Annotated in this window: 15 protein-coding genes; all 15 read left to right on the forward strand. The window is 57.2% G+C overall.

The features are described from left to right. Positions 1 to 70 precede the first annotated feature (70 nt). The 15 genes from AC2T28_RS19515 (at position 71) to ribD (ending at position 13796) form a co-directional block, all read left to right on the forward strand. Positions 71 to 340 carry a sarcosine oxidase subunit delta gene (locus AC2T28_RS19515; protein WP_486750327.1) on the forward strand — a complete coding sequence of 90 codons (270 nt, stop codon included), beginning with the start codon at positions 71 to 73 and terminating at the stop codon, positions 338 to 340. Further along, positions 337 to 3267 (forward strand): sarcosine oxidase subunit alpha family protein, encoded by a 2931-nt coding sequence (locus AC2T28_RS19520; RefSeq protein ID WP_486750328.1) that lies wholly within the window; start codon positions 337 to 339, stop codon positions 3265 to 3267. The genes AC2T28_RS19515 and AC2T28_RS19520 overlap by 4 nt, the downstream gene beginning before the upstream one ends. Further along, positions 3260 to 3805 (forward strand): sarcosine oxidase subunit gamma, encoded by a 546-nt coding sequence (locus AC2T28_RS19525; protein ID WP_486750329.1) that lies wholly within the window; start codon positions 3260 to 3262, stop codon positions 3803 to 3805. The genes AC2T28_RS19520 and AC2T28_RS19525 overlap by 8 nt, the downstream gene beginning before the upstream one ends. Before the next feature lie 93 nt (positions 3806 to 3898). Continuing rightward, positions 3899 to 4234, forward strand: coding sequence for a hypothetical protein (locus AC2T28_RS19530; RefSeq protein ID WP_486750330.1), 336 nt, complete (start codon positions 3899 to 3901; stop codon positions 4232 to 4234). Positions 4235 to 4318: 84 nt separating this feature from the next. Then, complete coding sequence (gene dnaG, locus AC2T28_RS19535) at positions 4319 to 6304, forward strand: DNA primase (RefSeq protein ID WP_486750331.1); 1986 nt, start codon at positions 4319 to 4321, stop codon at positions 6302 to 6304. Positions 6305 to 6418: 114 nt separating this feature from the next. Next, the gene (gene rpoD / locus AC2T28_RS19540) at positions 6419 to 8407 is read left to right on the forward strand and encodes an RNA polymerase sigma factor RpoD (protein ID WP_486750332.1); all 1989 of its coding nucleotides are present in this window, start codon (positions 6419 to 6421) and stop codon (positions 8405 to 8407) included. A gap of 268 nt (positions 8408 to 8675) precedes the next feature. Continuing rightward, positions 8676 to 9017: a hypothetical protein gene (locus tag AC2T28_RS19545; protein ID WP_486750333.1), complete on the forward strand. Its 342-nt coding sequence runs from the start codon at positions 8676 to 8678 to the stop codon at positions 9015 to 9017. 397 nt (positions 9018 to 9414) lie between these two features. Continuing rightward, a complete protein-coding gene (locus AC2T28_RS19550) occupies positions 9415 to 9693 on the forward strand; it encodes an HlyU family transcriptional regulator (RefSeq protein WP_486750334.1) in 279 nt (92 codons plus the stop codon). 99 nt (positions 9694 to 9792) lie between these two features. Then, on the forward strand, positions 9793 to 10077 hold the full coding sequence (locus AC2T28_RS19555) for a hypothetical protein (protein WP_486750335.1): 285 nt from the start codon (positions 9793 to 9795) through the stop codon (positions 10075 to 10077). A 74-nt stretch (positions 10078 to 10151) separates the two neighbouring features. Next, positions 10152 to 10610 carry a hypothetical protein gene (locus AC2T28_RS19560; RefSeq protein WP_486750336.1) on the forward strand — a complete coding sequence of 153 codons (459 nt, stop codon included), beginning with the start codon at positions 10152 to 10154 and terminating at the stop codon, positions 10608 to 10610. A gap of 131 nt (positions 10611 to 10741) precedes the next feature. Continuing rightward, on the forward strand, positions 10742 to 11170 hold the full coding sequence (locus AC2T28_RS19565) for a hypothetical protein (RefSeq protein WP_486750337.1): 429 nt from the start codon (positions 10742 to 10744) through the stop codon (positions 11168 to 11170). A gap of 90 nt (positions 11171 to 11260) precedes the next feature. Continuing rightward, a complete protein-coding gene (locus AC2T28_RS19570) occupies positions 11261 to 11683 on the forward strand; it encodes a hypothetical protein (protein ID WP_486750338.1) in 423 nt (140 codons plus the stop codon). Positions 11684 to 11693: 10 nt separating this feature from the next. Next, a complete protein-coding gene (locus AC2T28_RS19575) occupies positions 11694 to 12113 on the forward strand; it encodes a secondary thiamine-phosphate synthase enzyme YjbQ (protein WP_486750339.1) in 420 nt (139 codons plus the stop codon). 121 nt (positions 12114 to 12234) lie between these two features. Continuing rightward, entirely contained in the window at positions 12235 to 12702 is a 468-nt protein-coding gene (gene nrdR, locus AC2T28_RS19580) for a transcriptional regulator NrdR (RefSeq protein WP_486750340.1), read from the forward strand. Continuing rightward, positions 12699 to 13796, forward strand: coding sequence for a bifunctional diaminohydroxyphosphoribosylaminopyrimidine deaminase/5-amino-6-(5-phosphoribosylamino)uracil reductase RibD (gene ribD / locus AC2T28_RS19585; RefSeq protein WP_486750341.1), 1098 nt, complete (start codon positions 12699 to 12701; stop codon positions 13794 to 13796). The genes nrdR and ribD overlap by 4 nt, the downstream gene beginning before the upstream one ends. The last annotated feature ends 4 nt before the right edge of the window (positions 13797 to 13800 follow it).

Genomic DNA, 13800 nt, shown 5'->3' on the forward strand with positions numbered 1-13800 from the left:
TTGAGGGCACCGCCCCCTCGACCAATGGGCCTCATCTCCGAAGTCATCTGAACAAGAAAAGGGCTGTCGCATGAGAGTCACCTGTCCGAATTGCGGTGAGCGCGACCGTCGCGAGTTCTTTGTCAAAGGCGCAGCATTGGCACGGCCCGAAGTAGATGCGGGGCTAGACGACTGGCATGATCATGTGAACCTGCGCGACAACCCCGCCGGAGAAACCAAAGAGCTTTGGTATCACGAGATGGGTTGTGGGGCCTGGATTGAGGTCTGCCGGAACACTGTCACGCACGAGGTAGTATCGACCCGGCTGGCTGCGGATGCTGATCTGGGGGGCAAGCGATGAGGATCGCAGGCAAGGGGCTGTTGCAGGGCGCAAAGCCGGTGACCTTCTCGTTCAATGGCCGCCACATGATGGGGGGTGAGGGCGACACGCTGGCCTCGGCCCTGTTGGCCAATGGGGTGCATCTGGTGGGGCGGTCATTCAAGTATCACCGCCCACGCGGAATACTGACGGCGGGCAGCGAGGAGCCCAACGCGCTGGTGACGATCGGCACCGGCGCGCAACAGGACCCGAATGTTCGCGCCACCCAGCAAGAGGTGTTTGATGGGCTGGAGGCACGCAGCCAGAACTGCTGGCCCTCGGTCGATTACGATGTGCAGGCGGTGAATGACTTTGCCGCGCCGTTTTTGGGGGCGGGGTTTTATTACAAGACCTTCATGTGGCCCTCAGCGTTTTGGGAAAAACTATACGAGCCGATCATTCGCCGCGCCGCCGGGCTGGGGGCCTTGTCGGGTCAGCCGGACCCAGATGTCAGCGAGAAAGCCTATGCCTTCTGTGATCTTTTGGTTGTTGGCTCGGGGCCAGCCGGGCTGATGGCAGCCTTGGTGGCCGGGCGCGCTGGGGCGGATGTGATCCTGGCCGAGGAAGACATGCAGATGGGCGGTCGTTTGCTGTCTGAGCTGGAAGAAATTGATGGCAAGCCCGGGTCCGTCTGGGTAGCTGAGGTGCTTGAAGAGCTGCGTAACATGGACAACGTGCGCCTGATGACCCGCACTGCCGTGACCGGAGTCTATGATCAGGGCACATACGGCGCGCTAGAGCGTGTCGGGCATCACCACAGCCGCCGTGCCGGTCTGCCGCGGGAGTGTTTCTGGCGGATTGTAGCTAAGCGCGCGGTGTTGGCGGCTGGTTCAATCGAGCGGCCCATTGCCTTTGCCAACAACGACCGGCCCGGCATCATGACCGCAGGTGCGGTGCGCAGTTACCTGAACCGCTGGGGCGTGGCGCCGGGGAAGAACGTGACGGTTTTTGCCAATAACGATCAGGCCCATCGCACTGCGCGGGATTTGGTCGACGCCGGTGTGCATGTGGCCATGGTGGTGGACAGCCGCCATGATGCGCCGGACAGCAATTTGTACCCGGTAATGAAGGGCGCGCAGGTTTGCAACAGCTCGGGCCGCAAACGGGTAGAGAGCATCACGGTGCGCTCGGTTGCGGGGGAAGAAAAGATCCAGACCGATTGTCTGGCGATGTCGGGGGGCTGGAACCCATCGCTGCACCTGACCTGTCATTTGAACGGGCGCCCGCAGTGGAACCGGGAAATAGCCGGGTTTGTACCCACGCCGGATACCGTTCCGGGGCTAATCTGTGCCGGGGCTTGTAACGGAGAATTCTCGACCGCCGGGGCTCTGCGTCAGGGGGCTGAGGCTGCTTCGCTTGCACTCGAAGAGCTGGGGCTAAAGACGGTCGAGACGGCGCTACCGCAGACTGAGGATGATCCATATCGTGTCACAGCCCTGTGGGCGGTTCCGGGCAAGGGTCGTGCCTGGCTGGATTTTCAGAACGATGTCACCGTCAAGGATGTGAAGCAGGCCGCAACCGAAAACTTTCGCTCGGTCGAGCATATGAAGCGCTATACCACCCAAGGCATGGCCACTGATCAGGGCAAAAACTCAAACGTGGCAGCACTGGCAGTGCTAGCCGATGCCACCGGTCGGGCAATTCCCGAAACCGGCACCACCACCTTCCGTCCACCTTTTGCGCCGGTGTCTATTGCCGCAATGGGGGCAGGAGCTGCGGGCGAGGGGTTCAAACCAAAACGGTTTTTGACCTCGCACCGGGCCAGCAACGACATTGGAGCCGAACAAATCGAGGTTGGGCTGTGGTATCGTGCCAGCTATTTTCCCAAAGCTGGCGAGAGCAACTGGCGCCAAGCCTGCGATCGCGAGATTGGGTTGGTGCGCAATCATGTCGGCGTTTGCGATGTCTCGACCCTGGGTAAGATCGACCTTCAGGGGCCAGATGCTGCCAAGCTGCTGGATTTTGTCTATACCAACACTTTTAGTACGCTGAACGTGGGCAAGACCCGCTATGGGCTGATGCTGCGCGAGGATGGGTTTGTCATGGATGATGGCACCACCGCACGGCTGGACGAGAACCACTATGTGATGACCACCACCACCGCCGCAGCCGGGCAGGTAATGGCGCATCTGGAATTTGTCCGTCAGGCGCTGCGGCCCGAATGGGATGTGCAGATAACCTCGGTCACGGAACAATGGGCGCAGTTTGCCGTCGCCGGACCCAAGTCGCGTGAGCTGTTGAATGGTCTGCTGAAAGAGCAGATCGACGATGCGACCTGGCCCTTCATGGCCTGTGGCTCGGTCGACATCCTAGGCGTGCAGGGGCGGTTGTTCCGCATCTCCTTCTCTGGCGAAATGGCCTATGAGATTGCAGTGCCCGCACGCTATGGCGATGCGCTGTTCCGCAAACTGGTCGAGCTGGCCAACGCACTGGGCGGTGGGGCCTATGGTATGGAGGCGCTGAACGTGCTGCGCATTGAAAAAGGCTTCCTGACCCATGCCGAGCTGAATGGAACAGTCACAGCCTTTGATCTGGGTATGCAGGGCATGATGTCGACGAAGAAAGACTTCATCGGCAAACCCATGTCGACCCGCCCCGGCTTGATGGACGAAAACCGCGAACGGTTGGTTGGCTTGAAACCTGTGGGCGCAGTCAAGCAACTGACCGCAGGCGCGCATCTGTTCAATCCAGAAGATCCTGTCGAACGTATCTTTGATCAGGGATATGTGACCTCATCTGGCTATTCGCCAACTCTGGGCCATTCTGTTGCCTTGGGATTCCTGAAAAATGGCCCAGACCGCATTGGAGACGAGGTTCGCCTTGTGGATCACATGCGCGGTATTGATGCGCTCTGCGAAGTGGTGGACCCCGTATTCTTTGATCCCGAAGGAGGCCGTGCCCGTGGATGATTTGATTGCACTGACCCCCTGTGATGGGCTGCTGCCTGTGACCCTTGGATCAGTCGCGCTACTTGAGGACCTGCCAGAGGCGATGACGTCGATTGCGCCTTACAAAGGGCAAAGGGACGATCTGAGCAAGGCGATGGAAGCCGCGCATGGGTTAGCGTTTCCAGACAACAACCGCAGCACCGAAAAGTTGGGCGCGCGGGCCATTTGGTTCGGGCAGGGCATGGCGTTGCTGCAAGGGCCTGTGGCTGCGATTGAACTGGCAGAATTTGCAGCCATAACGGATCAAAGCGATGCTTGGGCCGTGGTGCGGCTAGAGGGTGATCGGGCTGAGGACGTGCTGGCGCGATTGGTGCCAGTGGATTTGCGGCAGCACTGTTTCAAGATGGGTCACACCGTTCGAACCGAGCTGTCACATATGATGGCCTCGATCACCCGGGTTGGGCCGGATGCCTTTCAGGTGATGGTGTTCCGGTCTATGGCACGGACATTAGTGCATGATTTGAAGGTAGCGATGGCAGGGGTTGCGGCACGGCACTAGGCGATCATGCACCACCAGCCGTGAAAACCGGTTCCCACTTGGCTGCGCGCGCTTTAGTCTGGCGCGAACCAACTGATTCACCGGAGCTACCTGATGAAGATCCTCACTGTGCTGGGCGCTGCCCTATTGTCCGCCGTTGTTACTGCCCCTGTGATGGCAGAGGAAACCGTAGAGGAAAGCTGCGGTTATCAAGCAGATGTGGTGGCTGCGGTTCAGCAGGCGCGTCGGGACCGGGTCAAAGAACGTGACCTGACTGAAACATTGATTGCTGCAGAGCCAACATGGCCAGAGAATTACAATGCAGCCATTCCTTTGGTTGCACCGTGGATTTACGAGCAGAAAATGAAAGTGATCCGCAGAGAAGACTTAGGAGCAGTTTGGAAAGAACAATGTCTGGCTCAGGTCCAGGCTCAGGCCGCTACCGAATAATCTGCGTCTCTACCTAATGGAACGACACCACTCCCGGCCCGTCATGGGCTTGGAATGGTCCCTGTTTTCTGGCACATTGGTCCCATGTCACTACCTCCCGGATTCCTTGATGAACTGCGCACCCGCGTCAGCCTAAGCCAGGTTGTCGGGCGCAAAGTCATGTGGGATCAGCGTAAATCCAATATGGGCAAGGGCGACATGTGGGCGCCGTGCCCGTTCCATCACGAAAAATCCGCCAGTTTTCACGTCGATGATCGCAAGGGCTTTTATTACTGCTTTGGCTGTCAGGCTAAGGGCGATGCCATTGGATTCGTGCAAGAGTCTGAAAACGTTGGCTTCATGGAAGCGGTTCAGATCATCGCTGCCGAGGCGGGGATGGAAATGCCCGCTCGCGATCCCAAGGCTCAGCAGAAGCAGGATCGCCGGACCCAATTGGCTGAAGTTATGGAGCAGGCGGTGCAGTTTTTCCGTCTGCAATTGAACACGGGCCGGGCCCATGATGCACGCGGCTATCTGGACCGGCGCGGGATGTCGGCGCAGTCACTGGAACGCTGGGAGATCGGGTTTGCCCCAGACGGTTGGCAGAACCTGTGGGACCATTTGCGCGGCAAAGGCGTTGCCGAGGATTTGATCATCGCCGCAGGTCTGGCCAAACCATCAAACAAGGCTGGCAAGCCTTATGATACGTTCCGCAATCGGATCATGTTCCCGATCCGTGATGCCCGTGGTCGCGCTATTGCCTTTGGTGGCCGCGCGATGGATCCCAATGACAACGCCAAATACCTGAACTCCCCTGAGACTGAGCTATTCGACAAGGGCCGCAGCTTGTACAATCATGCCCCCGCCCGAACCGCTGCAGGCAAGGGGCAGCCGCTGCTGGTGGCCGAGGGTTACATGGATGTGATCGCGCTGGCCGATGGCGGGTTTGAGGCGACAGTGGCCCCACTGGGCACGGCTGTGACCGAAAATCAGTTGATGATGATGTGGCGGATCGCGGACGAGCCGATCATCGCCTTGGACGGTGACACCGCGGGCCTGCGCGCTGCGATGCGGCTGATTGATCTGGCGCTACCGCTGCTTGAGGCAGGCAAATCCTTGCGCTTTGCGATGATGCCCGAAGGCAAGGATCCGGATGACTTGATCCGCAGCCAAGGCCCACAGGCGGTTCAGGCGTTATTGGATCAGGCCATGCCAATGGTGCAGTTGCTGTGGCAACGCGAAACCGAAGGCAAGGTGTTCGACAGCCCCGAACGCAAGGCCGCGTTGGATAAAAGCCTGCGTGAAAAGGTCAAGCTGATCCGCGATCCGTCGATCCGCAAACACTATGGCGAAGACATCAAGGAAATGCGCTGGGCGCTGTTCCGCGGGGGGCGCAAGTCCCAGGGGGGCAGTTTCAAGGCTGGGGCAGGGTTCAAAGATGGTCCGCGTGCCAAATGGCGTCCGGGTGCAAAGGCTGAGCCGCAACCGCTGGCCAGTACCAAAAGCTCGCTTTTGGCAGCAGCAGACGATCGCGCGGCCATTGCCATGCGCGAGGCCGTAATCCTGGCAAGTGCCATTGCCACACCTGCGGTGATTATCGAATTTGAAACCAGCTTTGAGCGCATGAGTTGTGATGACCCCGACCATGCGATGATGCGGGATCTGATCCTGCGGTATGGCATGGACGCGCCCGATCGCTTGCAAGATGAAATTCTCTATGCTTTGGGCCCCTACGCCCTTGAAAACCTGCATGCGCTTCGCCATGTCGCAATCAGCCCCTGTCTGCGAAAACCTGGAAACCTTGAAATCGCCAGCCTGACGCTGGGTGAAGAATTTGCCAAGATCGAAGCGGCCCAGGGGTTAGATGCCGAACTTGCCGAGGCCGAAGAAGACCTGAGCGGTCTTGCTGACGAGGCTGTCACATGGCGCTTGGGGCAGGCGGCAGAAGCCAGAAACAAGGCGGTTCGGAGCGAAAACGAAGATCGGGCACAGTACGATATTGCGGACAATGGCGCGCGTCTGAACAGGGAAGAACGCGACCTCTTGAGCTCGCTAACAGATGGAATCAACTTCTCAAGAAAACGTAGCTGAGTCGTTTTCATAAGGAAGTCCTTAAAAAAACCGGGTAAACGGGTCGACGAATCAGTAGATCGCGCTAATGATTCGCACAGACCGAATCGCCCTTAGCCCCTGCAGGAGCATTGAATGGCCGCCAAAGACACCGACGACCGCAAACGTGACGACCAGGAACCTGAAACTTCGCTGGACATGAGTCAGGCTGCCGTCAAAAAGATGATCGCCGAGGCCCGCGAGAAGGGCTACATCACTTATGATCAGCTGAACAAGGTTCTGCCACCTGATCAGGTGGGCTCGGAACAGATCGAAGACGTGATGTCGATGCTCTCGGAAATGGGCATCAATATCATTGAAGACGAGGAAGCCGAAGAGGAAGAGCAAAAGGGCGCAACCGAACTGGTCACCACCGAAGGTGCCCGCGAAGTTGCTGTTTCCACTGCCGCCTCTGAAAAGCTGGATCGTACCGATGATCCGGTTCGCATGTATCTGCGTGAAATGGGCTCGGTTGAACTGCTAAGCCGCGAGGGCGAGATCGCTATCGCCAAGCGGATCGAAGCTGGCCGCAACACCATGATCGCTGGTCTGTGTGAAAGCCCGCTGACCTTTCAGGCGATCACCATCTGGCATGACGAACTTCTGACCGAAGATATTCTGCTGCGCGACGTCATCGATCTGGAAACCACTTTTGGCAACACCATGAATGAGGACGGAACACCTCAGGAAACGGTTGTTGCGCCAACTGATGAGACCAAGACCGAAAAGACCGAGGGCAGCACCCAGGAACTGGATGCCGACGGCAACCCAATCAGCACCGACGACGACGACGACGATGATGATGAACAGGCCAACCTATCCTTGGCCGCGATGGAAGCCGCGCTCAAGGATCAGGTTCTAACCAGCCTGGAGCGGATTTCCTCGGACTATTCTGAACTGTCCGAAATGCAGGATAGCCGGATTTCGGCCACTCTGAACGAAGACGGCTCATTTAGCGCCAAGGATGAAGCCCGGTATCAGGCCCTGCGTTCTGAAATCGTTGAGCTGGTGAATGAACTTCACCTGCATAACAACCGTATCGACGCTCTGATTGACCAGCTGTACGGCATCAACCGCCGTGTCATGCAGATCGACGGCTCGATGGTGAAACTGGCCGACCAGGCCCGGATCAACCGTCGCGAGTTTGTCGAGGCCTACCGTGGCCGCGAGCTGGATCCGAACTGGCTGACTGAAATGTCCGAAAAGCCGGGCCGTGGCTGGAAGATGTTCATCGAACGCTCCACCGATAAGGTCGAAGCCCTGCGTGCCGACATTGCCCAGGTGGGTCAGTATGTTGGTCTGGATATCTCGGAATTCCGCCGCATCGTTCAGCAGGTGCAAAAGGGTGAAAAAGAAGCCCGTCAGGCCAAGAAAGAAATGGTCGAGGCCAACCTGCGTCTGGTGATCTCGATTGCCAAGAAATACACCAACCGTGGTCTGCAGTTCCTGGATCTGATCCAGGAAGGTAACATCGGCCTGATGAAGGCGGTGGACAAGTTCGAATACCGTCGCGGCTACAAGTTCTCGACCTATGCGACCTGGTGGATCCGTCAGGCGATCACCCGCTCGATTGCCGATCAGGCCCGCACCATCCGTATTCCGGTGCACATGATCGAGACCATCAACAAGCTGGTCCGCACCGGTCGCCAGATGCTGCACGAGATTGGCCGCGAGCCAACCCCGGAAGAGCTGGCCGAAAAGCTGCAAATGCCGCTTGAGAAGGTCCGCAAGGTGATGAAGATCGCCAAAGAGCCGATCAGCCTTGAAACCCCGATCGGGGACGAGGAAGACAGCCAGCTGGGTGATTTCATCGAGGACAAGAATGCCGTGCTGCCACTGGACAGCGCCATTCAGGAAAATCTCAAGGAAACCACCACTCGCGTTCTGGCCTCGCTTACCCCGCGTGAGGAACGTGTTCTGCGGATGCGTTTTGGTATCGGCATGAACACCGACCATACGCTGGAAGAGGTTGGTCAGCAGTTCTCGGTTACCCGTGAACGTATTCGTCAGATCGAGGCCAAGGCGCTGCGCAAGCTGAAGCACCCAAGCCGCAGCCGCAAGCTGCGGAGTTTCTTGGATCAGTGATTTTAGGGGCGTCCTTCGGGGCGCCCTTTTTATTTTAGGTATTGTATTTGATAGAGTCCTTGAAAGATATTCTTGAAGCTTTTGGCCAACGCCTACGCAGCCCAATTCTGGGGTCAATTTTCCTGTTCGTTCTAATTTTGAATTGGCAGACGATCTTTTTCTTGTTCTTTGCTGACATGAGTGTAGCCGCCCGGTTGGCGTATTTTAATCTTAACACGACACCGGCTGGTTTGTTTGGGCACCTATTGGACTCGGCTTAGTCTTTTCGTTGCTTATTTTGCCGTGGGCTAAACCCGTTGGTGCATGGGCAGCTTCTCGTCCAACGAAGTGGCTTAGGAATCTGGAAGGTGTTGCATCGAGTGAACATCGGGTCCGCCAGATTCAGTGGGCAGCGGATGAAGAGGCGGCAGAAGAACGGATCAAGATTGATCGAGCTAAGCGACTTGATGAAGTAAGAAGTGAAATTGTTGACGAGGAACTGAAATCGGAAACTGAGGCTGAGTTGAGATCAGATAGAGCTTCCGAGGCTTCTGCTGAAGACCTGTCGGAATTGGCGACAGACATTTTGGTTAACATGGCTGAAAGCAAAGGTGAAAAATCTTCCGCGTAGTTGCGGAAGAGGAAGGAAACTATTTCTATATTGATGGCGGAATGGTTTTCGGGGATGAAACACACAAAGAGTTTGTTGAGACCGAGGCAGCCGTTAAAGAACTTCTGGGTGCCTCTTTAGTTGAACAGATTGCGGGCGAACTCGAGTGGGTAGTTACGTTGCAGGGTTATGACTGTGCAGAACAGCTCGCGGTGTAGAGGCTGAAATATTAGAATTTTGTTGTCCCGTATCTTTTGAGCCCGGCACCGCCTGGCCGCGCCTGACCTTCCCCCCGGGAAGGCACTTCGCACCTCCCCAAGGCCAGGCACTGCCCTCAGGGCAAATACCGGGCCTTTCCTCACGTGCAATCCCCGGATCAATATGCCACTCTGCGGCAAACGACCGGAAGGAGCCCGATATGTCCCTGTGGAACAAGCTATTTGGCGGATCTGATACAGCCGAGCCCAAGGCTCCCGAACCAGAAATGTACAATGGTTTCGCCATCTTCCCCGAACCCATCACTGAGGGTAATCAATACCGTCTTGGGGCGCGGGTCGAAAAAGAGGTGGGCGGTGAGTTGAAGATTCACCACCTGATCCGGGCGGATACCTTCAGCTCAAGTGATCAGGCCGCCGAGGCCTCGATCCATAAGGCGAAGGTTGCGATTGATCAGATGGGCGATCAGCTGTTCCGCTAAGCCCAGCCGTTAACCAATTGCTAACCTCCTGCGTTGCCCCTTGGCGCTGGCGGCTTTAGACTGTCCCCAAAGGTGATAACCAATCCCTTGGGGGAAATGATGTCTGCAAATACAAACCTAGACGAAGCACTTGGCGTTCTGGGCGACAAGCTGCAATCGCTGCAGGCCATGACGCTGGCCAATCAGTTTCTTGTGGAAACCCTGCGCGAACGGGAGACCGTTCTCAAGGCGCTGGATACCGAAGCCGCACGCGCCTACATCCGTAAAATTGCGCGTACCAAATTTGGCGAGGATGATGGCCAAAGCGATGTACTCGCAGTTCTAGAGCAAGTTCTGGCCCCGCGCCAAAGCGCTGTTATCGTCCCATTCCCAAGCCGAAAGTAACCAAGAGCCCGTGACTGGCTCTTTGATCCGAGGCCGGGTAAATGTTGCAAAACGTTACCCGCTAGGATTGCTACATGTTTCGCTCAATTGCCCTAACTTCGGCCCTGTGCCTGTTCGCTCCTGCCGTTGCGGCGAGCTGCGTCACTGGCCCTGAGCTGTTTACCTGCACGTTTTCCCAAGGCAAAAAGGCGGTGCATGTCTGCCAGGATGGGGTGGATTACACCTATGCCTATGGGCGCATCGGCATGAAGCCAGAGCTGTTTCTGAAGCGCAGTCTTTCTGAGATCCACTTCACCCCATGGCCCGGCATTGGCCGCACCTATTGGGAAGAAGTGCAGTTTCCCAACAAATCTGTGACCTACCTGTTGAATGTGTCTGCAGACCGTATGGCCGAGGGCGAGAGTGAGCTCGAGGGGTCGCTATCGGTTATGGAGGGCGAAGAGCGTCTGGCCTGGCTCATCTGTGACGCAGGTTCGGTGCGGGTGAACATGACGCCACTGGCCAACGCCTGGCACGATGTGGGATACGAATAGCCCGGGCCGTATTACCCGCAATTTTGACCATCGATCGACCTGCGGCTTGGGCTGGGGGGAACATTGAGGTAAGTGTTCTAATATGGTCCGGCCATTCCTCTGAGAATGGCACAGTTATACTTGGAATGATTATGCAAAAGCTTTGCTCTGGTTTGGTGTTCATCGTCTTGTTTGTTGCCGGGTGCGTTACCGAAACCACCCCTACAGCGGATTTTAAACGCACGGTGTCGGGCGCGCGCGTCTACCCGCTTGAAGCAGGTGTCTTCGAGGTGGTGCCGCAAACTGGCGGCAGAGGCGGCGGCTATGACTACTGGTGCGCTGCTTCGGACTACGCGCGTCGCTATCTTGGCGCTGGGTGGCAAACCCACATCTATGTCTACCGTGGAATGGCCCCTGGAGAGGCGTCGGAGCGCCGGTCGACGGTTCTGTTTACGCTTAACCCGGTTGAGAGCGAAGTTCCGCCGAGCGCACTGCGACGGATCAACGCCTTTGACGTGGGGGATTCAATGACGGTACAGCAAGGTGATAACCAGTGTGCTGCTTTTCCACGCCTTTTCTGATCTGCCAATATTAACGCAGGTCTTTGCTAGGGTGTGAGAAGATCAAAAGCGAGTGCACCGTATTTGTTTAGGTGATGTCGGAGATATGTTATGAAGTTGGCTGTTAAACCGTTTGCTATTCTTGCAATCATCTCGGTGGCTCTACCCAGCGCTGCACTTGCGTTTCGGGCCGTCAGCAGGATGGATGTCAACAAGGTCGACAAAAACGTATTCGAGGTCGTTGGTCGCCCGGGTTCCATCAAGGATGATTATTGGTGCGCCGCAGGGGATTACCTGAGGCGAGAGTTGAGACTGCCCTGGAGCACTAAGATCTATGTTGTTAGCGGCATCGGGCGTGGGGTTACGACAGGGGCCAAATCGGCCGTGAAATTTACGCTTGATCTCGATGCTGTGGGTCTCGAACCCTATACCAAAAGCTGGGTTAGCGATGTGCTGACCCCGGGATATGGACGCACTGTCACGGCTGCGTTTCACCATTGTGACCGCTGGCTGTTCAACAGGTTTGGATTTTAATCGAGCGCCGATGTCACAATTTCAGTTTGAAATCGTAACACGTGGCCCCGGACTATATGAGTTCACCGATCAAGTTCGCCAATGGCTTGCGATGCAAGAGCCGCGTGACGGCCTGCTCAGTTTGTTTGTTCAGCACACTTCCTGTTCGCTGCTGATCCAGGAAAACGCGGATCCCGAAGTGCAGGATGATCTGCAGGCCTTTTTCCACCGCCTTGTGCCTCCCAGTGCCGATCCATCAATGGGCTATCTGCGCCATACCTATGAGGGCCCGGATGATATGCCAGCCCATATCAAGGCAGCAATGATGCCTGTTAGCCTGTCGATCCCGGTGCGACAGGGAAAGCTTGCACTGGGCACCTGGCAGGGCATCTACCTATTCGAGCACCGCAATGCGCCTCATCATCGCAAAGGAGTGGCGCATTTGGCCTAGGGATCCCTATGTTGGGGTTTGATTATCCCTCTACCCAAACCCTAGCGGCTCCCCTATAACTGTGGATAACTGTACGTAATTTCGTACAATTTGTGCTTGTTTGGGATAAGGGGAACGGTTCATGCGCTGTCCGTTTTGCGGGAATGTTGACACTCAGGTAAAAGACTCTCGGCCGGCCGAGGATCACGTGGCGATCCGGCGGCGGCGGTTTTGCCCCTCATGTGGTGGACGTTTTACCACCTACGAACGGGTGCAGCTGCGAGATCTGGTGGTGATCAAATCCAAGGGGAAACGCGAGGATTTCGACCGCGACAAGCTGGAACGTTCGATCCGTATCTCGATGCAGAAACGCCCGGTTGATCCCGAGCGGATTGATCAGATGATTTCAGGTATTGTGCGCCGGTTGGAAAGCATGGGCGATACCGATATCCAGTCGAACCGGATTGGCGAGATCGTGATGGAGGCCTTGGCCCGGATCGACACCGTGGCCTATGTGCGCTTTGCCAGTGTCTATAAGAATTTCCAAGCAGCGGATGATTTTGAGGATTTCGTGCACGAACTACGGCCTGATCTGCCGCCAGAAGAGTGAGCAAGTCTGACGAAAGATACATGGCGCTGGCCCTAAGCTTGGGGCGGCGCGGTCAGGGGCAGTGCTGGCCAAACCCGGCAGTGGGCTGTGTCATTGTGCTGGGCGACCGGATTGTGGGGCGCGGCTGGACCCAAGCTGGTGGCCGCCCCCATGCGGAACCCGTTGCACTGGCGCAGGCCGGGGCACAGGCCAAGGGCGCGACCGCTTATGTAACGCTAGAGCCTTGCTCGCATCAGGGGGAAACGCCGCCCTGTGCGCAGGCACTAATTGATGCTGGCGTTGCCCGTGTTGTTGCCGCGATTGAAGACAGTGATCCACGCGTTTCAGGGCAGGGGTTTGAGAAACTGCGTTGGGCTGGGATCGAGGTGAAGACCGGTGTTCTGTCAGAACAGGCCGCGCGGGATCACGCTGGTTTCTTTCTGAAAACCGAGCAGGGTCGGCCGTTTGTTACGCTCAAACTTGCCAGCAGTTTTGATGGTCGGATCGCCACTGGATCAGGTCAAAGCAAGTGGATCACTGGCCCCGAGGCGCGCCGGTCGGTGCATGCCATGCGCGCGCGCCATGATGCTGTTATGGTTGGCGCAGGCACCGCGCGCGCGGATGACCCGTCGCTGACCGTGCGCGATCTGGGCATCGAGCGACAGCCGGTGCGGGTGGTGGTCTCGCGTCATCTGGACCTGCCTCTGCTCAGTCAGCTGGCGCGGACTGCGACTGAGGTGCCCCTGTGGCTCTGTCATGGCCCCGGAGCTGATACCGAACGGCTCAAAGCCTGGGAGGGGCTGGGCGCACGCCTGATCCCCTGCGCCGTGCGTGGCACGCAGTTGGACTCATCTGATATTCTTCAACAGTTGGGGCAAGCTGGTTTAACACGGGTCTTTTGCGAAGGTGGTGGCGCGCTTGCGGCGTCGTTGCTGGCCAATGATCTGGTGGATGAGCTGATTGGCTTTACCGCCGGTCTGGGCATTGGTGCCGAAGGCCTGCCAATGATCGGCGCGCTGGGGCTTGGTCGACTGGAACAAGCTCCGCGCTTTCAACTGATCGAAACCCGACAGGTGGGGCAAGACATTGAACACCGATGGGCCCGCGCTCAATAAGGTT

The organism is Parasedimentitalea nitratireducens, from assembly GCF_057444295.1.

Excerpts from the sequence above, each read along its gene's own strand:
- AC2T28_RS19515 (WP_486750327.1), top strand. The coding sequence starts at position 71 with ATGAGAGTCACCTGTCCGAATTGCGGTGAGCGCGACCGTCGCGAGTTC.
- AC2T28_RS19520 (WP_486750328.1), top strand. The coding sequence starts at position 337 with ATGAGGATCGCAGGCAAGGGGCTGTTGCAGGGCGCAAAGCCGGTGACC.
- AC2T28_RS19530 (WP_486750330.1), top strand. The coding sequence starts at position 3,899 with ATGAAGATCCTCACTGTGCTGGGCGCTGCCCTATTGTCCGCCGTTGTT.
- dnaG (WP_486750331.1), top strand. The coding sequence starts at position 4,319 with ATGTCACTACCTCCCGGATTCCTTGATGAACTGCGCACCCGCGTCAGC.
- rpoD (WP_486750332.1), top strand. The coding sequence starts at position 6,419 with ATGGCCGCCAAAGACACCGACGACCGCAAACGTGACGACCAGGAACCT.
- AC2T28_RS19550 (WP_486750334.1), top strand. The coding sequence starts at position 9,415 with ATGTCCCTGTGGAACAAGCTATTTGGCGGATCTGATACAGCCGAGCCC.
- AC2T28_RS19555 (WP_486750335.1), top strand. The coding sequence starts at position 9,793 with ATGTCTGCAAATACAAACCTAGACGAAGCACTTGGCGTTCTGGGCGAC.
- AC2T28_RS19560 (WP_486750336.1), top strand. The coding sequence starts at position 10,152 with ATGTTTCGCTCAATTGCCCTAACTTCGGCCCTGTGCCTGTTCGCTCCT.
- AC2T28_RS19565 (WP_486750337.1), top strand. The coding sequence starts at position 10,742 with ATGCAAAAGCTTTGCTCTGGTTTGGTGTTCATCGTCTTGTTTGTTGCC.
- AC2T28_RS19570 (WP_486750338.1), top strand. The coding sequence starts at position 11,261 with ATGAAGTTGGCTGTTAAACCGTTTGCTATTCTTGCAATCATCTCGGTG.
- AC2T28_RS19575 (WP_486750339.1), top strand. The coding sequence starts at position 11,694 with ATGTCACAATTTCAGTTTGAAATCGTAACACGTGGCCCCGGACTATAT.
- nrdR (WP_486750340.1), top strand. The coding sequence starts at position 12,235 with ATGCGCTGTCCGTTTTGCGGGAATGTTGACACTCAGGTAAAAGACTCT.